Source organism: Streptomyces sp. NPDC058872 (assembly GCF_042743065.1).
GTDB lineage: Bacteria > Actinomycetota > Actinomycetes > Streptomycetales > Streptomycetaceae > Streptomyces.
This window is the reverse complement of sequence record NZ_JBHYMK010000051.1, coordinates 19,085-38,996: the sequence shown is the minus strand read 5'-3', so window position 1 is coordinate 38,996 and position 19,912 is coordinate 19,085. Positions and strand designations below refer to the sequence as shown.

Genomic DNA, 19,912 nt, shown 5'->3' with positions numbered 1-19,912 from the left:
CCGACGGGTACCCAAAGGGGGGAACGCGCCCTACCCTCGGGCTCATGACGGACTCGCAGGCCACCGCCGCCCCCACGGTTCCCGCCCCCGCCGCCGAGGCCGGCGCTCCCGCCCCGGCGGCCGGGGTCGCCGCCCCCTCCGGCGCGACCAACCCGGTCGCGGTCGCGCCCGCCGGCGTGCGGACCGCCGCCGACGTCGTGACGCCCGAACTGGTCGCCCGGCTCACCCGCGGCGTCGCCGGCTCCGGGCGCACCGCCAACCACACCCCCTTCACCGGGGAGAAGCTGGCCGACCTGCCGGAGTCCACCCCCGAGGACGTCGCCGAGGCCTTCGCCCGCGCCCGCACCGCCCAGGCGGCCTGGGCCGCCACTCCGGTGAGGGCCCGTGCCTCGGTCCTCCTGCGCTTCCACGACCTCGTCCTCCAGCGGCAGACGGAGGTCCTCGACCTGGTCCAGCTGGAGACAGGCAAGGCCCGCCTGCACGCCCACGAGGAGGTCCAGGCGGTCGCCGTCGCCGCCCGGCACTACGGCCGCAAGGCCTCCTCCTATCTGCGCCCCAAGCGCCACACCGGCGTCGTACCGACCCTCACCAAGGTCACCGAACTGCGTCAGCCGCGCGGGGTCATCGGCCAGATCGCCCCCTGGAACTACCCGCTCGAGCTCTCCGTCGGCGATGCGCTCCCCGCCTTCGTCTCGGGCAACGCCGTCGTGATGAAGCCCGACACGGAGACCGCGCTCACCGCGCTGTGGGCCCGTGACCTGCTCATCGAGGCGGGCCTTCCCGCCGAGGTCTTCCAGATCGTGCTCGGTGACGGACCGGTCGTCGGCCCCGAGGTCGTCAAGCACGCCGACTACGTCTCCTTCACCGGCTCCACCCGCACGGGTCGCGAGGTCGCCCAGGGCGCAGCCGCCCGACTCGTCGGCGTCTCCCTCGAACTCGGCGGCAAGAACGCGATGCTCGTCCTCCGGGACGCCGACATCGAGAAGGCCGCGGCCGGCGCCGTGCGCGCCTGCTTCTCCTCCGCCGGACAGCTCTGCATCTCCATCGAGCGGCTGTACGTCCACGAGTCCGTCGCCGACGCCTTCCTCGACCGCTTCGCCGCCCGCACCAAGGCCATGCGGCTCGGCACCTCCCTCGCGTACGGCGCGGACATGGGATCGCTGGTCGGCGAGCGACAGTTGGAGGCCGTCAGCCGCCACGTCGAGGAAGCCGTGGCGAAGGGCGCCCGACTCGTCGCGGGCGGTGTCGCCCGTCCCGACATCGGCCCGCTCTTCTACGAGCCGACCGTCCTCGACGGCGTCGAGGCGTCCATGGCCGTCTGCGCCGAGGAGACCTTCGGCCCGGTCGTCTCCGTCTACCGCTTCACGGACGAGGACGAGGCGATCGGACTCGCCAATGCCACCCCCTACGGCCTCAACTCCTCCGTGTGGACGAAGGACTCGCGCCGCGGCCACGCCGTCGCGGCCCGGCTGCGCACCGGTACCGTCAACATCAACGAGGGGTACGCGCCCGCGTACGGCAGCGTGCAGTCCCCGATGGGCGGCATGAAGGACTCCGGGCTCGGCCGCCGGCACGGTTCCGAGGGCATCCTCAAGTACACCGAGGCGCAGACCGTCGCCCAGCAACGGCTGGTGCCGCTCGCCCCCTCCTTCGGAATGGACGACGAGAAGCACGCGGCGTTCATGAGCACGTCCCTGAAGGTGATGAAGGCCCTGCGCCTGCGCTGACGCCGCTTCCCCGCCCGCCCCTTCGTACGAGGAGAGCCATGACCGCGGTACCCCCTGCCCAGAATCGGGACGAGGACGCTCCCCACGACGACGACTACGACTATGACGTCCTCGTCGTCGGCTCCGGCTTCGGCGGTTCGGTCACCGCCCTCCGCCTCACCGAGAAGGGGTACCGGGTCGGCGTCCTGGAAGCCGGACGCCGCTTCACCCGTGAGACCCTGCCGAAGAACTCCTGGGACGTGAAGAACTTCCTGTGGGCGCCCGCCCTCGGGCTCTACGGCCTCCAGCGCATCCATCTGCTCGGCAACGTCATGGTGCTCGCGGGCGCCGGGGTGGGCGGCGGGTCCCTGAACTACGCCAACACCCTCTACGTGCCCCCCGAGGCGTTCTTCGACGACCCGCAGTGGAAGGGCATCACGGACTGGCAGGACGAACTGCGGCCCTACTACGAGCAGGCGAAGCGCATGCTCGGCGTCCGCCTCAACCCGACGATGACCCCCTCCGACGTGCACCTGAAGTCCGCCGCGCAGACCATGGGCATCGGCGACACCTTCCACATGGCCCCGGTCGGAGTCTTCTTCGGGGACGGCCGCGACGCCGTCGGAGAGGACGGGGCCGGCGCGACCAGGGCGAAGCCCGGCGAAGAGGTCGCCGACCCGTACTTCGGCGGAGCGGGGCCTGCCCGTCGCGCCTGCACCGAGTGCGGCGAGTGCATGACCGGCTGCCGGCACGGTGCCAAGAACACCCTCAACGAGAACTACCTCCACCTCGCCGAGAAGGCGGGGGCCACCGTCCACCCCATGACCACGGTCGTCACCGTCACCGAGGACTCCCGGGGCGGCTTCGCGGTCAAGACCCTGCCCACCGACGCCCGGAGGAAGGGCCGGGGGCGGACCTTCACCGCCCGCCGGGTGGTCGTCGCAGCCGGAACGTACGGGACCCAGAGCCTGCTGCACCGGATGAAGGACACCGGTCTGCTGCCGCGGATCTCCGCCCGGCTCGGCGAACTCACCCGCACCAACTCCGAGGGCCTCGTCGGGGCCCAGACCACCAACCGCCGTTACCGCAAGCGCCACGGCAAGGAGAAGGCCGACTTCACCCGCGGCGTCGCCATCACCTCGTCCGTCCATCCCGACGAGAACACCCACATCGAACCCGTGCGGTACGGCAGGGGCTCCAACTCGATGGGGAGCCTCACCGTCCTCCAGGTGCCCTACGGGGCCCACCGGGTGCGCAACTGGTGCCTCAACCTGCTCAAGCACCCCGCGCTCGCCTTCCGCTCGCTGTCCAACTGGCACTGGTCCGAGCGGACCATCATCGGCCTGGTCATGCAGTCCCTCGACAACTCCCTGACGACCTACCGCAAGCCCGGCGGCATCGGAAAGGGCCTGCTCACCGCCCGTCAGGGGCACGGTGCGCCGAACCCGGTCCAGATCCCCGAGGCCACCCGGGCCGCCACCCTCCTCGCCGAAGAGATCAACGGCTTCGCCGGCTCCAACGTCGGCGAGCTGATGGGCACCCCGCTCACCGCACACTTCCTGGGCGGCTGTCCGATCGGCGCCGATGCGGCGAGCGGTGTGATCGATCCGTACCACCGGCTCTTCGGGCACCCCGGGATCTCCGTCGTCGACGGGGCCGCCGTCTCCGCGAACCTCGGCGTCAACCCGTCCCTGACGATCACGGCCCAGGCGGAGCGTGCCATGTCCTTCTGGCCGAACAAGGGGGAGGAGGACCGGCGCCCGGAGCAGGGCGAGGCGTACGTGCGGCTCGCGGCCGTCGAACCGAAGTCCCCCGCGGTTCCCGCCGGGGCCTTCGGCGCGCTGCGGCTGCCGTTCCTGGGGATGCCGGCGGTCCCCCCGAAGAAGGACTGACGTCCGATCCGCGCACGGGTCCCCGGCCGCGGGAAAGGGCGCTGCACCCCCCTCCGAGTGCAGCGCCCTTTCCGCTTTGGTGTTGCTGCATAGATGACCCCCGGACCTCGTGTTTGGTTGTAGGAGTTGCCCGGGATCTTCGTGTGATGCGCGTCACTTTCCGGGGTGGGTCGGTGCGGGCCGGTGCGGGCCGAGGGGAGGGCCGTGGACACCCGGGCATCGGGAAGGGCGCACCCGAAGGGTCCTTGCCCGCGGGAGCGGGAAAGGGCCCCGTGCGCACGATTCCGGTCGCGGCACGGGGCCCTTCGGGGTCGGCACCGGTGTCAGGGCAGCGGCGGTGCCGAGCGGAGCGGCGCCGGGGGGTGCGCCGCGAGGGGGAGGGAACGGGGGAGGGGGACGGGGAGTGTCAGAGGGATCGGCCGGTTGCGGTCGGCCCCGGGCGTCCCCGGGACCGACCGCCCTTTCTGGGTGACCGGGCTGCTGTCCCCTGCTGTCCGGTCACACGCGCTGGTGCGAGGTCCCACGGCGTACCGGAGGGGTACGCCACACGCCCCAGCGAAGCCACGCGTGGTTTTTTCGGGCCCGCCCCTGGCTGGCACGGACACCCGGACCAACGAAGCCCGGCGGCGGGCGGTCACGCGCCGTACGGGTGAGAGGAGGGCCGAACGCAGATCCGGGGAGCCACCCGGATGCGCCCCCGTACGGCTCCGCCGCCTCGGATGCGTTCCGTCCGCGGCTCCGCCGCCGTCAGATGCGCCCCCGGCACAGCTCCAGCATCGTCATCGCCAGCGCCGTGCCCGGCTTGCCCAGCGCCTCCCTGTAGTGGCCCAGGACCTCCATCTCGCGGGCCAGGTTCACCCGACGACCGCCCGAGGAGATGCGGGCCTCCTGGATGACGGCCGAAACGGCCATCCGCTCCTGGATGAGGCCGATGATCCGGTCGTCGAGCGCGTCGATGCGCTCACGGGCGCCGCCGATCAGCTCCGCCGCCTCATCGGTACGGGCGCCGGTCTGCTCCGTGGTGGTCTTCGCGGCCAGGGTCTTCGCGGTCATGCTGGGCTCCTCGTGGTGTCGGACGCCCGGGAGACGCGGCCCGGAGGGAAACAGAACGCCCCGGGCCTTGTCGGCCCGGGGCGCCTGGGAAGTCGCTTGTCAGTTGCTCAAGCAGCACGACCATGGCAGCCGGTGGGCCGGTTGCCATAGGTAAAGAGGAAGGTCGAGTGCTTGCGCATGGGCCCAGTATGGACCCCTCTGCGAGTCCGGCGGCAAACCGGGTTCGGATGGTGAGACGAAAAGCGACACCGGCGCGCCGGTAGAATCGACAAATAGCCCCCCCTTCGGGGGAACCTCTCCTACCGCCGGAAGGCCGCCGTAGTGTCATCAGCGACTCCCGCTGCCGCGCCCGACGTCTCCAACCCGGACGTAGTCCTCGTTGTCGACTTCGGCGCCCAGTACGCCCAGCTCATCGCCCGTCGCGTCCGTGAGGCGCGGGTCTACAGCGAGATCGTCCCGTCCACCATGCCGGTGGCCGAGATGCTGGCCAAGGACCCGAAGGCGATCATCCTCTCCGGCGGCCCGTCCTCCGTCTACGCGGAAGGCGCCCCGCGCCTCGACCGCGCGATCTTCGAGGCGGGCGTGCCCGTCTTCGGCATGTGCTACGGCTTCCAGCTGATGGCGACGACCCTCGGCGGCACCGTCGACAACACCGGCGCCCGCGAGTACGGCCGGACCCCGCTGCACGTCTCCAAGGCCGGCTCCACCCTCTTCGAGGGCACCCCGGTCGAGCAGTCCGTGTGGATGTCGCACGGCGACGCCTGCTCCGCCGCGCCCGAGGGCTTCACCGTCACCGCGTCGACGGACGTCGTGCCGGTCGCCGCCTTCGAGAACGACGAGAAGAAGCTCTACGGCGTCCAGTACCACCCCGAGGTCCTGCACTCCACGCACGGCCAGCAGATCCTGGAACACTTCCTCTACCGCGGCGCCGGCATCGAGCCGAACTGGACCACGGGCAACGTGATCGAGGAGCAGGTCGCGGCCATCCGCGCCCAGGTCGGCACCAAGCGCGCCATCTGCGGCCTGTCCGGCGGCGTCGACTCCGCCGTGGCCGCCGCACTCGTGCAGAAGGCCATCGGCTCGCAGCTCACCTGCGTCTACGTCGACCACGGTCTGATGCGCAAGAACGAGACCGAGCAGGTCGAGAAGGACTTCGTGGCCGCCACCGGCGTCCAGCTGAAGGTCGTCGACGCACAGGAGCGCTTCCTCACCGCCCTCGCCGGCGTCTCCGACCCGGAGACCAAGCGCAAGATCATCGGCCGTGAGTTCATCCGCGTCTTCGAGCAGGCGCAGGCCGAGATCGTCGCCGAGGGCGCCGCCGACGGCGAAGAAGTCGCCTTCCTCGTCCAGGGCACGCTCTACCCGGACATCGTCGAGTCCGGCGGCGGCACCGGCACGGCGAACATCAAGTCCCACCACAACGTGGGAGGCCTCCCCGAGGACCTGGAGTTCGAGCTCGTCGAGCCGCTGCGCCAGCTCTTCAAGGACGAGGTGCGGATGGTCGGTCAGGAGCTCGGTCTGCCCGAGGAGATCGTCCAGCGTCAGCCGTTCCCCGGCCCCGGCCTCGGCATCCGCATCGTCGGAGAGGTCACCAAGGAGCGCCTCGACCTCCTGCGCGAGGCCGACGCCATCGCCCGCGAGGAGCTCACCGAGGCCGGCCTCGACCGCGAGATCTGGCAGTGCCCGGTCGTCCTGCTCGCCGACGTCCGTTCCGTGGGCGTCCAGGGCGACGGCCGCACCTACGGCCACCCGATCGTGCTGCGTCCCGTCTCCTCCGAGGACGCCATGACGGCCGACTGGTCGCGCTTGCCCTACGAGGTGCTCGCCAAGATCTCGACCCGCATCACCAACGAGGTCGCCGACGTCAACCGTGTCGTCCTCGACGTCACGAGCAAGCCGCCGGGCACCATCGAGTGGGAGTAGTCCCTCCCGTACGCGCACGAGGCCGTCGCCCGCACCCGCGGGCGGCGGCCTCGCCGCTTCCCGGCCCCGCGGCTCCGCCCGACGCCCGTTCGGGCAGCGTCCGCGGACGTGCGCCGAACGCCCGATCCGGCGGGGCGCCCGGAAGGCCGCAGCTTCTCCGACCGGATGTCCGTCCGGACCCTGGTGACTTGCCCGGCCGGGCATTACCTTCCGGCGCATGAGCGTGATACCGGAACCCGTCCCCGTCGAACGGCTCCACTTCGCCCTGCCGCCCGTCCATGCGACGCTCGCGGAAGAACGCACTCACCGCAAACAGCGCCTCGCGGGCGCACTCCGGATCTTCGGGCGGCTCGGGTACGAGGAGGGCGTCTCGGGCCACATCACCGCGCGCGACCCCGAGTTCCCCGACTGCTTCTGGGTGAACCCCTTCGGGGCGCCCTTCGAGGAGCTCACCGCCAGCGACCTCATCCTGGTGAACGGCGACGGCCAGGTCGTCCTCGGGAACCACCACGTCAACCAGGCGGCCTTCACCGTCCACGCCCAGGTCCACCGGGCCCGGCCCGATGTCGTCGCCGTCGCACACACCCACTCCGTGCACGGACGGGCCCTCGCGGCCCTCGGTGAACTCCTCGACCCGATCACCCAGGAGGCCTGTGCCTTCTACCAGGACCACGCCCTCTACGACGCCTACACCGGCGTCACCGTGGACATCGAGGAAGGCCGTCGAATCGCCGTCGCCCTCGGCACCTTCAAGGCGATCGTCCTCCGCAACCACGGATTGCTCGCCGTCGGCACCTCCGTCGACGCCGCCGCCTGGTGGTTCATCGCCCTGGAACGCTGCGCCCAGGTGCAACTGGCGGCGAGGGCCGCCGGCAAGCCGGTGCTCATCGACCACCGCGAAGCGGTCGCCACCCGGGAACAGCTCGGCAGCGACCTGGTCGCCTGGATCAACTACCAGCCGCTCTGGCGCAGGATCAGCCGAGCGGAGCCCGAACTCCTGTCGTAACACCATCGCTTCACCCTTCTGTACGTCAATGAGATGGCCCGGCAATCACCCTTGAGTGGGATGCGCGGGGCAGGTTCGGGCGCTGCCCGTGCGGCACAATTCCGTGAAATAAACGGCTGGTTGACCCTATGGGGGCGCACCGGAACGCATTGCGGCGAGCCGTGAAGTGAGCTCGGGAGTGAGCACCGTGGCGGTTCAAGAGGCGAGACAGTACGGCGAGCACGGAACGACCTGTGCCGGCTGTGCCCACTGCGGGCAGACCGGGCACCGGCGCGCCGTCGCCGCGTTCCTCGCGCGACGGGACGAGCTCGCCACCGGACACGGCGTTCCCGCAGCGGTCGCCCATTCGCCGGTCGCCGCCCGGCAGTGGGTTTCCGACGAGCTCGGCCAGTCCGCCCGTGCGGTGGGCCTCCGCGGTCGGGAGGCCGGGCTCGCCTGGCTCGACCGGGTGCGCCGTGGGGGGCTCGGCGCCGTCTGGGGCGCCGTCCTCGCGCTCCTCCTCGGCCAGGCACTCACCGCTGTCGACGGCGGCTGGACCGGAGCGCGCACCGCCGGGCTCTGCGCCGCGCTGTTCCTCGCCATCGTGCTCAGCGCCGCCGCCCAGGTCCACCGGACCCGCGGTGGGCTCCTCGCCCCACTGGTCGGTGAGGACAACCGGCTCTCCACCACCCGCACCGCCGCTGCCGGCTGGCTCCTGTTCCTCGGATACGTCCTCCTCTTCCTGGCCGTCCGCTCGCCGAGCACCAGCAGCGCCTTCGGTCTTGCACGGGGAGCGGGTCTGCTGACCGTCCTCGCCCTCGTCGCCTCCGTCTCCGTCACCGCCCGTCTCGTCGTGGTCCGCGGGATCGCCGCCGGCCGTCTCCAGAAGGTCCGCGCCGATCGTCCGCGCGCCGCGGATCTGATCTGCGACGACAGCGGTCGGGCCGCACTCGTCGACGTCCAGTACCTCGTGGTCTCCGGCGCCGTCCTCGCCCTCGCCGCCGTCGGTCTGGTCCGCGCCCCCGCACTGCTTCCCGAGGTGCCCTGGTCCCTGGTGCTGCTCGTCGGCGTTTCGGCCGTCTGGCACGTCGCCGCGAAGTGCACCGAGGGCGTCCGTCCCACGATCCACTCCGTGGTCCGGTCCCGGGAGGCCGGTGACCTCGATGCCCCGGTCCGAACCGGCGACGACATCGAGATCCGTGGCTGCGGGTTCGTCCCGCCCGGTGCCGGAGCCCCCGATCCGCTCACCCGTTTGGTCGTCCGCATCGGCCCCGTCCACGCCCACGTCCCCCTGGTCCCGGTCCCCGGGGGCTTCGCCAACCCGACCGACGCGGCTCTGACCGTCCCCCTCCCGGCGGACGTGGAACCGGGCCGGGTGGAGGTCTCGGTGATCACCGCTGCCGGCGTGGAGACCAACCGGGTCGTGATCGAGGTCGTGGACTGAGCGGTCGGCTCCTCCTTCGTGTTTCCGGCGCCGAGTGCGAGGAGAATCGTCTGGCGAACAGTCGTACGGGGTGTGGAGAGGTGAGCGGTGATGACCGGACAGGCGAACCGGCCGGACGACACGGGCCCCGGTGACGGTGCCCCCGATGCCACGGGCGGCTCCCCCGGCCCCGGTGCCTCCGACGGACCGAGCAAGACCGGCGGGACCGGTGGCAGCCACGGCACCGACCGCACGGGGGAGACCGGTGACACCCACGGCTCCGACCGCCCCCACGGCCCGCACGGCTCCGGTTCGCCCGGGAGGGAAGCGCCCCTCGGGCAGTGGAAGGCGGTTGCCTCCCGGTACGCCCTCCTTCCCCTCCGGCTCTTCCTGGGGATCACCTTCATCTACGCCGGGCTCGACAAGCTCACCGATCCCGCCTTCTTCGCCGACACCGGTAGCGGCTCCATCGGCGAGATGATGCGCGGCGTTCGTGACGGCTCCGCCGTCCCCGCCCTCGTGGACCTCGCCCTCAAGAACCCCGCCGGTTTCGGATACGCCATCGCCTTCGGAGAGCTCGCCGTCGGGCTCGGAACCCTCTTCGGCCTCTTCGCCCGACCGGCAGCGCTGGGTGGGGCCTTGATCTCACTGAGCCTCTGGCTGACCGTGAGCTGGCAGGTCCACCCGTACTACCTCGGCAACGACCTGGTCTATGTGATGGCTTGGCTTCCGCTGCTGCTGGCCGGGGCCTCCGTGCTCTCGCTGGATCTGCTCCTCGCCGAGCGGCGCCGTACGCGATAGGCCACCCAGGTCGTCAGGGCGGCAGTGCCCAGACCACCGCAGAGGACGGGGACCACCACCCGCCACGGGGGCGTCCAGGCTCCGGCGGCATCGCCCGCGTACGCGGCGGCCAGGACGAGGGCGGTCAGGCCGACGACGAGCCGGCCGGGACGGAACTCATGGAGCAGCACGGGTGACCTCCACCTGTCCAAGTCCGACCTCCAGGGAGAGGTCCAGGGTGCCAGCGGGGACGGTCCCGGCCGGCGGGGTGAGCGTGCGCGTCACGTCACGATCCGGGGCGATGTCGATGTCGTCGGCGGCCTCGCCCGGCAGTTGTAGATCACCCAGGCCCACCTGGGCGTGCAGTGTCACCACCGCGTCCTTCGGGACGATCACCTTGAGCTGCCCGGCGCCGACCTCGGCACGCGTGGTCACTCTCGTCCCCGCCGGTACCGGGAGCCCGGACAGGTCGAGCGTCCCGACCCCACTGCCCAGTTCGTAGTACGGCTGCACGGCGGTGACCGAAGCGGGCCGCCACGTCTCGCGCACCCACTCCGTGCTGATCCGGTCGGGGAGGGCAGAGGCGCCCACGAGCAGGCCCGCCGTCACCATCGTCAGGAAGATCGTGCCGAATCCGGTCCTCCCGAGGAAGCTGCTGACGACCAGTCCCAGGCCGAACACCGCGAGCGAAGCCGTGAGGCCGATCTGCAGGCTGGTGCCCAGCGGCTCGGTGTCCCAGCTCAGAACCGTGCCGAGCCCCCCTGCCAGCACGGCGAGCAGGAAGACCAGGCCGCCGATGGAGAGCGGGCTGCGGCGTATGGAGGGCGCCGGGCGCCCCGGGGCGGTCTCGGCCGGACCCCATTGACTGCCCGGCGTCGGCACCTCGCCGTTCACCCTGCCGTCCGCGTCCATGACCCCGTGCGGTCCCCAGAGGTAGCCCACCGCCACCTTGCCCGTCGATCCGTCCTTGACGATCGGGTCCTTCCACCAGGAGGGGAACTCGGCGAGGGGCGGGGCCTTGGTCTCGGGCGGTGCTTCGGTGACCGTGAGCACGGCGGTGGTGTCCGCTTTGCCCTCGGCTTCGCCTCCGGTCTGCCGCCGCCGTGACCAGACCGCCGCTCCGCACACCGCGAGCGACAAGGTCAGGGTGAAGCCGAGGACCTGCCCGCTGTGGAACGTCGACAGGAAGATCCCACAACCGATCAGCGCCATCAGCAGGGCGGCCAGTGAGGCGCCGGAGACCCGGCCCGTCAGCAACCTGCGCCCTTCGTTCTCCTCTTCGCCCGCGAGCGGGATCAGTAGCCACGCGAAGCCGTAGAACACCAACCCGAGGCCGCCCGTCACCGAGAGCACGCCGATCACCACCCGGAAGATCACCGGGTCGAGGTCGAAGTGCCGCCCGAGGCCACCGCAGACGCCGCCCACGACGCTGCTGCCGCGCGAGCGCCTGAGCGGCAGGCCGGGATCGGCCTCCGCCGGTGGCGGGGCCTCGTGCTGCGAAGGCATCGAACTCGTCATGGGTCCATGGTGACGGCCCGTGATGACTTGCGGCACCGGGGTCGACCCTGGCCCGACCCTGATATTCCCGGGGCCCCCGGCCCCGAGTCCGTACCAGGGGCGATCTCAGGGCTGCCCCTGATGTCCCGAGGGAGCCGCGCGTGTGACGATCGGTGCATGTCCGCAACCGCTCGTGTCGCCGAGACCGATGAACCGCCCGTGCGCAGGCTCTACCGGAGCGCCGACGGTCGATGGCTCGGCGGTGTCGCGCGCGGCCTCGCGGGCCATCTCGGCCTCCCGGTGGTCTGGGTGCGCGCGCTCTTCGTGGTGCTGTCGCTCTCGGACGCCCTCGGCATCGTGCTCTACGCGGTCTTCTGGATCGTCGTCCCGCTCGGAGTCGGCGGCCGGTCCGCCCCCCGCTCCCTCTTCGAGTCGACCCCGGACGGCCGACGCAGACTGCGCAAGCCCGATCGGGGCCAGGTCGTCGCGCTGATCGCGCTCGTCATCGGCATCGTGGCCCTCATCGGAAACATCAGCGTCGACAACGAGACCGGTCGGTACATATGGCCGCTGCTCCTCATCGCCGTCGGCGTCGTCCTCGTCTGGCGCCAGGCGGACAACGCGCGCCGGGCCAGCTGGACCGATCCCGGCCGGCGCAAGCACGCGCTCCAGCTCGTCCGCGGTCTCGTCGGCGTCGGTCTCGTCGGCACCGGGCTCGCGGTCTTCGTGGTGGTGCGCGGTTCCGTCGCCCAGCTCGGTACGGCGGTCACCGCTTCCGTCGCGGTGCTCACCGGCATGGCGCTCCTCGCCGGTCCCTGGCTGGTCCGGATGTCCCAGGACCTCAACGACGAGCGGACCATGCGCATCCGTGCTCAGGAGCGCGCCGAGGTGGCGGCCCACGTGCACGATTCCGTGCTGCACACCCTCACCTTGATCCAGCGCAACGCCGACGACGCCGGAGAGGTCCGCCGGCTCGCCCGCGCACAGGAGCGCGAGCTGCGCAATTGGCTCTACAAGCCCGAGGGAACCGGCCGGGACGAGGAGCCCGAGACCCTCGCGGAAGCGGTGAAGAGGGCCGCGGCCGAGGTCGAGGACAAGCACGGGGTCCCGCTGGAGGTGGTCGTCGTCGGTGATTGCCCCCTCGACGAGAAACTGGTCGCACAGATGCAGGCCGCGCGCGAGGCGATGGTCAACGCCGCCAAGTACGGTGGCGAGGGCGGGTCCGTGCAGGTGTACGCCGAGGTGGACGGGCGCACCGTCTTCGTCTCGGTGCGGGACCGAGGGCCGGGCTTCGACCTGGATGCGGTGCCCGAGGATCGGATGGGCGTACGAGAATCGATCATCGGCCGTATGCAGCGCAACGGCGGTACGGCCCGCCTGCGGGCACCGCAGGGCGGGGGCACCGAAGTGGAGCTCGAGATGGAGAGGGCGGACGGATGAGCGACGAGAGCGGAACGACGACCGGAACCGGGGCGGAGACGGCGGGCACGGAGCGTCGGGTGCGGGTGGTGCTCGTCGACGACCACCGCATGTTCCGCACGGGGGTCCAGGCCGAGATCGGTCGGACCGAAGTCACCGGCGTAGAGGTGGTGGGCGAGGCCGCCGACGTCGACCAGGCGGTCACGGTCATCACCGCGACCCGCCCCGAGGTCGTCCTCCTCGACGTGCACCTGCCGGGCGGCGGTGGAGTCGAGGTGCTGAGGCGGTGCGCGAGCCTGATGGGGACGCCCGAAGATCCGGTCCGCTTCCTGGCCCTGTCGGTCTCGGACGCGGCCGAGGACGTCATCGGGGTGATCCGGGGCGGTGCCCGCGGCTACGTCACCAAGACGATCACGGGTACCGATCTGGTGGACTCGATCTTCAGGGTTCAGGAGGGCGATGCGGTCTTCTCGCCGCGCCTGGCCGGCTTCGTCCTGGACGCCTTCGCCTCGACGGACGCTCCTCCGGTGGACGAGGACCTGGACCGGCTCACCCAGCGCGAGCGCGAGGTGCTGCGGTTGATCGCCCGGGGCTATGCGTACAAGGAGATCGCCAAGCAGCTCTACATCTCGGTCAAGACGGTCGAGTCGCACGTTTCGGCGGTCCTGCGGAAGCTCCAGCTCTCCAACCGGCACGAGCTGACCCGTTGGGCCACCGCACGCCGCCTGGTCTGAGCCCCACCGGCCGGATCCGCACCGTCGTCCCACCGGAACCCGGGGTGCCCGGGGGCGTCGGGGAGCTTCCGGCCCGTCGGGCCGCAACCGGGGACGTCCCGGTTCCCGGATCAGCTCAGCCGACCCGGGTCGCGCCGGCGAAGGGCATCTCGTCGATGGGGGCGATGCGGATCGGAGACCCCGGGCGCGGGGCGTGGATCATCTGGCCGCCACCGATGTAGAGCCCGACGTGGCTGATGCCGGAATAGAAGAAGACCAGGTCACCAGGGGCGAGCTGGGATCGGGACACCCGCTGGCCGGCATTGATCTGGGTGTACGTCGTGCGGGGGAGGGAGATGCCGGCCGCGCGCCAGGCCGCCTGGGTGAGCCCCGAGCAGTCGTACGCGGAGGGGCCCGTCGCCCCCCAGACGTACGGCTTGCCGAGCTGGGCGCGCGCGAAGGCGATCGCCTCGGCGGCCCGTCCGTCCGCAGCGACCACCGGTGTGCGCTCGCCGCCCGAGGAGCGGTCGGCCCGGACCGGGGCGGAGCCGCCGGCCGCGCCCGTGCCGCCGGCCCCGTCGGCCCGCGCCGAAGTGCCGGAGCCGCCGCGGGCTGCGGTCGCCGCTTCGTAACGGGCCCGTTCCTCGGCGGTGAGCCGGGCGAGCAGGACCCTGGCCTCCGTCAGTTTGCCGGTCACGACCGCCTTCTGGCGCTCCAGTTCGGCCTCGTGGCCGCGCAGGGCGGTGAGCTCGTCCGTGGACTCGCTGCGGAGCTGACGGATCGCGGCGAGTTCGCGCCGCAGGGACGTGAGGGCGACGGCCTGCCGGTCCCCGGCCTTCTCGGCGAACGCGGCCCGCTCCAGGTACTGGTCGGGGTCTGAGGTGAGGGCTAGCCGCACGGCCGGGTCGAGCCCTCCGGAGCGGTACTGGGCGGCGGCCACGGCCCCCAGCTCGTTCCGGGCGGTGTTGAGCCGTTCGGTCCTGCGGGCGGCCTCATCGCGGAGTCGGTCGAGCTCGGCGCGGGCCTCGTCGGCCTTCTCCTTCGCTCCGTTGTAGTGCTCGGTCGCGACCTCGGCCTCCTGGTAGAGCCGGTCGACCTCTGCCTTGACCTGGGCGGTGGTGGGTTGGGGGGCCGCGTGTCCGGACCCCTCGAAGAGGGTTGCCGTCGCAGCGGAAGCGAGGGCGAGGGTGGCGGCGGTGCGGACCGCCTGACCGCCGAGGGGGGAGTGCTTGGACTTCCGGTGCGCTGCCACGAGGGCGGGTCACATCCTCTTCCCTGAGGGGGACGGTGCCCGCCGGGCCGACGGCGGCCCGCACAGGGGAGACGGGCCGCCGCCGGATCTTCTCGGCGGGGGCGACCGGCGACCGCCGGACCGTCGGCGGTGGTGGTGGGGAGCCGGCCACCTGGTGGAGGACGCTAAACCTGGGGTCACGGCCGGACGGGGAGTTGATCGCTATTGACGGCAGTTGACGTGTTGTGGGTCGACCCCTTTCGTTCTCCGGGGCAAGTCGAAGACCGAACCCTTTCGCCACCGGAGGTGGAGGCGGCGGGCCCGGAGGCGCCCCGGTGCCCCGCCGGTCGAGGTACCGGGGCGGTGGACCCGCCCGGAAGGCGGGTCGAAGCCCCCGTTAGGCTCCGCCCCATGGACGTACTCATCAATGTCTTCGTCGCCCTGCACATCATCGGCATCGCCTCCCTCCTCGGCGGCTTCCTCACCCAGATGAAGGCGATGGGCACGGGTACGGCCCGCTTCAGCCCCGCAATGCTGCACGGCGCGCTGACCATGCTGATCACGGGCGTCGCGCTCGTCGGACTCAACCAGGCCGATGACCACGCCGTGAACAACCTCAAGGTCGGCATCAAGCTGGCGATCCTCGTCGTGATCCTGGGGCTGGTCTACGTCAAGCGGGACGAGGAGAAGGTCGACAAGGGCCTCTTCGCCGCGGTCGGCGGCCTGACCACGGCGAACATCTTCATCGCGACCCTCTGGGTGTGAGTCCTTCCACAGAGTCCGTTCCCGAGACGGGCCCGGATGTCGGCGGGGCGTCCTAGACTCGTGAGGCGATGAGCAGCCTCTTTGACGACAGCTTCCTGGCCGGCCTCCAGAACCACTCCTCGGAGGAGCCCCCGCCCGACCCCGAGGACCACGAGCACGGCTCCCCGGTCGCGGAGGACGTCCCGCACGACCTCTTCGGGGAGCACTTCGACGGCCCTCCGCCGGTCAGGGACACCCACTACCGCGATGGCCACCCCCGGCCCGCCGTGGATCCCGCCGCGCTCCTGGAGGGGCTGAACGAGCAGCAGCGGGCCGCCGTCGTCCACACCGGCACCCCGTTGCTCATCGTCGCGGGCGCCGGCTCCGGCAAGACCAGGGTGCTCACCCACCGCATCGCCCACCTCCTCGGCACCCGGCACGTCCACCCGGGTCAGATACTGGCGATCACCTTCACGAACAAGGCCGCCGGCGAGATGAAGGAGCGCGTCGAACAGCTCGTCGGCCCGCGCGCCAACGCCATGTGGGTCTCCACCTTCCACAGCGCGTGCGTCCGCATCTTGCGCCGCGAGTCGAAGAGGCTCGGCTTCACCTCCTCGTTCTCGATCTACGACGCCGCCGACTCCAAGCGGTTGATGTCGCTGGTCTGCCGCGACCTGGACCTCGATCCGAAGAAGTTCCCGCCGAAGGCGTTCAGCGCCAAGATCTCGAACCTGAAGAACGAGCTGATCGACGAGGAGTCCTTCGCCGACCAGGCCGCCGACGGCTTCGAGAAGACGCTGGCCGAGGCGTACCGGATGTACCAGGCGAGGCTGCGCGAGGCCAACGCGCTGGACTTCGACGACATCATCATGACGACGGTCCACCTGCTCCAGGCGTTCCCGGACGTCGCCGAGCACTACCGCCGCCGCTTCCGCCACGTCCTCGTCGACGAGTACCAGGACACCAACCACGCCCAGTACACCCTGGTGCGCGAACTCGTCGGCACCGGCTACGAGGACCTCGGCCCGGCGGAGCTGTGCGTCGTCGGTGACGCCGACCAGTCGATCTACGCCTTCCGCGGTGCGACCATCCGCAACATCCTCCAGTTCGAGGAGGACTACCCGGACGCCACGACGATCCTCCTGGAGCAGAACTACCGCTCGACCCAGACGATCCTCTCCGCCGCCAACGCCGTCATCGAGCGCAACGAGTCCCGCCGCCCCAAGAACCTGTGGACGAACGCGGGCGCGGGAGCACGGATCACCGGCTACGTCGCCGACACCGAGCACGACGAGGCACAGTTCGTCGCCGACGAGATCGACCGGCTGACGGACGCGGGCGAGGCCAAGGCCGGGGACGTCGCGGTCTTCTACCGGACCAATGCCCAGTCCCGCGTCTTCGAAGAGATCTTCATCCGGGTCGGACTGCCCTACAAGGTCGTCGGCGGAGTGCGCTTCTACGAGCGCAAGGAGGTCCGGGACGTCCTCGCGTACCTGCGCGTCCTCGCCAACCCCGAGGACAACGTTCCGCTGCGCCGCATCCTGAACGTCCCCAAGCGGGGCATCGGCGAGCGCGCCGAGGCGATGATCGACGCCCTCTCCCTGCGCGAGAAGATCACCTTCCCGCAGGCCCTCAAGCGGGTCGACGAGGCGTACGGCATGGCCGCGCGTTCGGCGAACGCCGTGAAGCGGTTCAACGCGCTCATGGACGAACTGCGCACCGTCGTCGAGTCCGGTGCCGGCCCCGCGGTCGTTCTGGAGGCCGTCCTGGAGCGGACGGGTTATCTCGCCGAGCTGCAGGCCTCGACCGATCCGCAGGACGAGACCCGGATCGAGAACCTCCAGGAACTCGCCGCCGTCGCGCTGGAATTCGAGCAGGAGCGTGGCGAAGAGCCGGCGACCCTGGCCGAGTTCCTCGAACAGGTGGCCCTCGTCGCCGACTCCGACCAGATCCCCGACGAGGACGAGGAGGGCGCGGGCGTCATCACCCTGATGACCCTGCACACCGCCAAGGGCCTCGAATTCCCGGTGGTGTTCCTCACCGGCATGGAGGACGGCGTCTTCCCCCACATGCGTGCCCTCGGCCAGACGAAGGAACTGGAGGAGGAGCGGCGCCTCGCGTACGTCGGCATCACGCGCGCCCGCGAGCGGCTCTACCTCACCCGCTCGTCGATGCGCAGCGCCTGGGGCCAACCCTCGTACAACCCGGCCTCGCGTTTCCTGGAGGAGATCCCGCCCGCGTATCTGGAGTGGAAGCGGACCGGTCCGATGGCGAAGCCCGCCGGGCCGACCTCGGGCATCGCCTCGGCACTCTCCTCCTCCCGTGCCCGCTCCGGTCCCTCCGGCTTCGCCACCCGACGGGCCGGCGAGAAGCCGGTCGTCTCCCTTCAGGTCGGGGACCGCGTCACGCACGACCAGTTCGGACTCGGCACGGTCACTGCGGTCACCGGCGCGGGCACGGACGCCCAGGCGACGATCGACTTCGGCGACGCGAAGCCGAAGCGGCTGCTGCTGAGGTACGCGCCGGTCGAGAAGCTGTAGCGGCCGACGGGCAGGGGTAAGGGAAAGGGCCACGGCGGTTCGCCGTGGCCCTTCCGCGCATCCGGAGGGAGAGGGGGCTCAGCTGGTCGGGTCGAGACCGTGGCTGCGCAGCCAGGCCAGCGGGTCGATCGCGGAGCCGCCGTTCGGCCGGACCTCGAAGTGGAGGTGCGGACCGGTGGAGTTTCCGGAGTTCCCCGAGTACGCGATGACGTCCCCGGCCTTGACGTGGCCCGTGCGGATCTTGGTGCTGCTGAGGTGGCAGTACCAGGTCTCGGTGCCGTCGGGGGCCGTCACGATCGCCATGTTGCCGTAGGCGCTGTTCCACTGGGTGCGGACGGTGCCGTCGGTCGCGGCCATCACGGGCGTGCCGTACTGCACGGGGAAGTCGATTCCGGTGTGCAGGGACATCCAGTTGACGCCCGACTGGCCGAAGCGCGCGCTGAGTTGGTGGAGCTTCACCGGCAGCAGGAACTTGGGGCGCAGCGCTTCCTTGCGGGCCGCCTCTTCTTCGCGCTTCTTCTTCTCGGCTTCCTGGCGCGCCCGCAGGTCGATGCGTTCCTGGGTGCGGCTGGCGCGATCGCCGAAGTCGCGGGCGTCGGCGCTGAGCGCGGCGAGTTGGGTGTCGAAGCTGTTGTTGGCGGCGATCGGTTTGACCGAGGCCGGGTCGGCGGCGGCGAGCGCGGTGGTGTTGTCCTTCTGCCCACCGGTCGTGTCGTTGCCGGTGAGTCCGCTGACGGAGGCGGCTGCGATGCCGGCGACCCCCATGACGCAGGCGGAGGGGACGGCGACGGTCAGCAGTGCGGACCGCTTGGCGGGGGTGCGACGACGGCCTCGGCTGCCGCCGGAGGAGCGGCGCGCGGGGCGACCGGCGTGCGGCGCTTCCGCGCGGAGTTCGACGACGGGGTGGTCGTCCTCGTCGAGGTCCGTGTCCGGCCCCGGCCCGTCGTACGCGCCGTGCTCGTCCTCGCCGTTCTCGAGCACCTCCAGTACACCGGTCTCGGCCGGGTCGTCGTTCTCGTCGACCGGGTGTGCGCCGCTGGCGCCGTCCGCTTCGTCGGACGGGCCCTCGGGAACGTAGTCGAAGCCGAACTCGGCGGTGTGCTCGGCCTGCGGGGCGTACTGCTGGGGGACGACCGGCTCGGACTCCGGGGTCGCCTGGTTCCACTCGGTCGCGTCGAAGGCGCCGGTCTCGCTCGCGAAGGCGGGGGCGGCCCACTGCCCGGTCGCGTCGTAGGACGCGTGGCCGTAGGTGCCCTGGGCGGCGTAGGCCCCGGCGTGGACGTTCTCGTACTGGCCGGTGTGCTGGGCCTCGGTCCAGGCGGTCGCGTCCCACTGGCCGGTCGCGTCGTACTGCGTCGCGGCGGCGGCTCCGTGGGAATCGGCGGTCCCGTAGGTACCTGTGGTGTCGTACGTACCTGTGGTGTCGTACGTGCCGGTGGTCCCGTACGCGCCGGTGGTGTCGTAGGCCGAGGCGGCGTTCCACTGGCCCGTGGTGTCCCAGTGACCGGTGGTGTCCCACTGGCCACTGGTGTCGTGCTGCCCGCCGGTGCCGTACTGGCCGGTGGTGTCGTACTGCCCCGTCGCCGTGTGGGCGTCGGGGGCCGCGTACTGGTTGAGGTCCCACTGACCGCTGTGGTCGCCCTGGCCGTCGGCATAGGAGCCGAACAGCGGGTCGAGGGCGAAGTCGCCGGTGGTGTGCGCACCGTCTGCGGCGTACCCGGCGTGGGGGTGCTGGTCGTTCACCAACGTCTCTCTCGCCTCGACAGCAGGACCAGTCCGGGGCGGGCCCGACGAGGGGTGTCCCGGGGGGTAAGCAGTGGCGCGACTGTACCCGGCGGTATGCGGGGCGGACAATCTTCGGAGGGGTTTGCAGCCGCAGGAAACGGGCAATCAGCCGTGTTTCGCCAGGTCGGGTAGAGACCTTTGGCCTTGTGTTCGATGAATGTTCGAAGAATGGTGTCGCGTGTCCGGCCGTGCCGGCGTGTCCGCAGGGACCGTCTCCGGGG

General features: G+C 71.2%; 13 protein-coding genes and 1 pseudogene. 10 read left to right on the top strand and 4 right to left on the bottom strand.

The features are described from left to right. The first annotated feature begins 44 nt into the window (after positions 1-44). Together ACFW22_RS27170 and ACFW22_RS27165 are read left to right on the top strand one after the other, a co-directional pair. A complete protein-coding gene (locus tag ACFW22_RS27170; RefSeq protein ID WP_386409337.1) occupies positions 45-1,727 on the top strand; it encodes a succinic semialdehyde dehydrogenase in 1,683 nt (560 codons plus the stop codon). Positions 1,728-1,765: 38 nt separating this feature from the next. Then, positions 1,766-3,598: a GMC oxidoreductase gene (locus ACFW22_RS27165; protein WP_386409336.1), complete on the top strand. Its 1,833-nt coding sequence runs from the start codon at positions 1,766-1,768 to the stop codon at positions 3,596-3,598. 747 nt (positions 3,599-4,345) lie between these two features. Here the strand turns inward: ACFW22_RS27165 and ACFW22_RS27160 are convergent. Beyond that, positions 4,346-4,651 (bottom strand): chorismate mutase, encoded by a 306-nt coding sequence (locus ACFW22_RS27160; protein WP_386409335.1) that lies wholly within the window; start codon positions 4,649-4,651, stop codon positions 4,346-4,348. A gap of 321 nt (positions 4,652-4,972) precedes the next feature. Between ACFW22_RS27160 and guaA the strand changes: the two genes are divergently transcribed. The 4 genes and pseudogenes from guaA to ACFW22_RS27140 form a co-directional block, all read left to right on the top strand. Further along, the gene (gene guaA, locus ACFW22_RS27155) at positions 4,973-6,574 is read left to right on the top strand and encodes a glutamine-hydrolyzing GMP synthase (RefSeq protein WP_386409333.1); all 1,602 of its coding nucleotides are present in this window, start codon (positions 4,973-4,975) and stop codon (positions 6,572-6,574) included. Between the two features lie 217 nt (positions 6,575-6,791). Beyond that, positions 6,792-7,580: a class II aldolase/adducin family protein gene (locus ACFW22_RS27150; protein ID WP_386409331.1), complete on the top strand. Its 789-nt coding sequence runs from the start codon at positions 6,792-6,794 to the stop codon at positions 7,578-7,580. A gap of 187 nt (positions 7,581-7,767) precedes the next feature. Next, positions 7,768-9,003: a hypothetical protein gene (locus ACFW22_RS27145; protein ID WP_386409329.1), complete on the top strand. Its 1,236-nt coding sequence runs from the start codon at positions 7,768-7,770 to the stop codon at positions 9,001-9,003. A 330-nt stretch (positions 9,004-9,333) separates the two neighbouring features. After that, a pseudogene (locus ACFW22_RS27140) lies at positions 9,334-9,783 on the top strand (DoxX family protein); the annotation flags it as partial. Positions 9,784-9,939: 156 nt separating this feature from the next. Here the strand turns inward: ACFW22_RS27140 and ACFW22_RS27135 are convergent. Then, a complete protein-coding gene (locus tag ACFW22_RS27135; RefSeq protein ID WP_386409327.1) occupies positions 9,940-11,280 on the bottom strand; it encodes a PspC domain-containing protein in 1,341 nt (446 codons plus the stop codon). A gap of 156 nt (positions 11,281-11,436) precedes the next feature. On the opposite strand from ACFW22_RS27135, the gene ACFW22_RS27130 reads away from it, so the two are divergent. Together ACFW22_RS27130 and ACFW22_RS27125 are read left to right on the top strand one after the other, a co-directional pair. Continuing rightward, positions 11,437-12,699: a PspC domain-containing protein gene (locus ACFW22_RS27130; RefSeq protein WP_386409325.1), complete on the top strand. Its 1,263-nt coding sequence runs from the start codon at positions 11,437-11,439 to the stop codon at positions 12,697-12,699. Continuing rightward, positions 12,696-13,412, top strand: coding sequence for a LuxR C-terminal-related transcriptional regulator (locus ACFW22_RS27125; RefSeq protein ID WP_386409324.1), 717 nt, complete (start codon positions 12,696-12,698; stop codon positions 13,410-13,412). The genes ACFW22_RS27130 and ACFW22_RS27125 overlap by 4 nt, the downstream gene beginning before the upstream one ends. Before the next feature lie 115 nt (positions 13,413-13,527). Here ACFW22_RS27125 and ACFW22_RS27120 read toward each other — a convergent pair whose 3' ends face one another. After that, the gene (locus tag ACFW22_RS27120; RefSeq protein WP_386409322.1) at positions 13,528-14,643 is read right to left on the bottom strand and encodes an NlpC/P60 family protein; all 1,116 of its coding nucleotides are present in this window, start codon (positions 14,641-14,643) and stop codon (positions 13,528-13,530) included. A gap of 390 nt (positions 14,644-15,033) precedes the next feature. Between ACFW22_RS27120 and ACFW22_RS27115 the strand changes: the two genes are divergently transcribed. Together ACFW22_RS27115 and pcrA are read left to right on the top strand one after the other, a co-directional pair. Beyond that, on the top strand, positions 15,034-15,387 hold the full coding sequence (locus tag ACFW22_RS27115; protein ID WP_384884480.1) for a hypothetical protein: 354 nt from the start codon (positions 15,034-15,036) through the stop codon (positions 15,385-15,387). Positions 15,388-15,455: 68 nt separating this feature from the next. Next, positions 15,456-17,906, top strand: coding sequence for a DNA helicase PcrA (pcrA, locus tag ACFW22_RS27110; RefSeq protein WP_386409320.1), 2,451 nt, complete (start codon positions 15,456-15,458; stop codon positions 17,904-17,906). Between the two features lie 78 nt (positions 17,907-17,984). Here pcrA and ACFW22_RS27105 read toward each other — a convergent pair whose 3' ends face one another. Continuing rightward, positions 17,985-19,649 carry a M23 family metallopeptidase gene (locus tag ACFW22_RS27105; protein WP_386409318.1) on the bottom strand — a complete coding sequence of 555 codons (1,665 nt, stop codon included), beginning with the start codon at positions 19,647-19,649 and terminating at the stop codon, positions 17,985-17,987. Positions 19,650-19,912 lie beyond the last annotated feature (263 nt).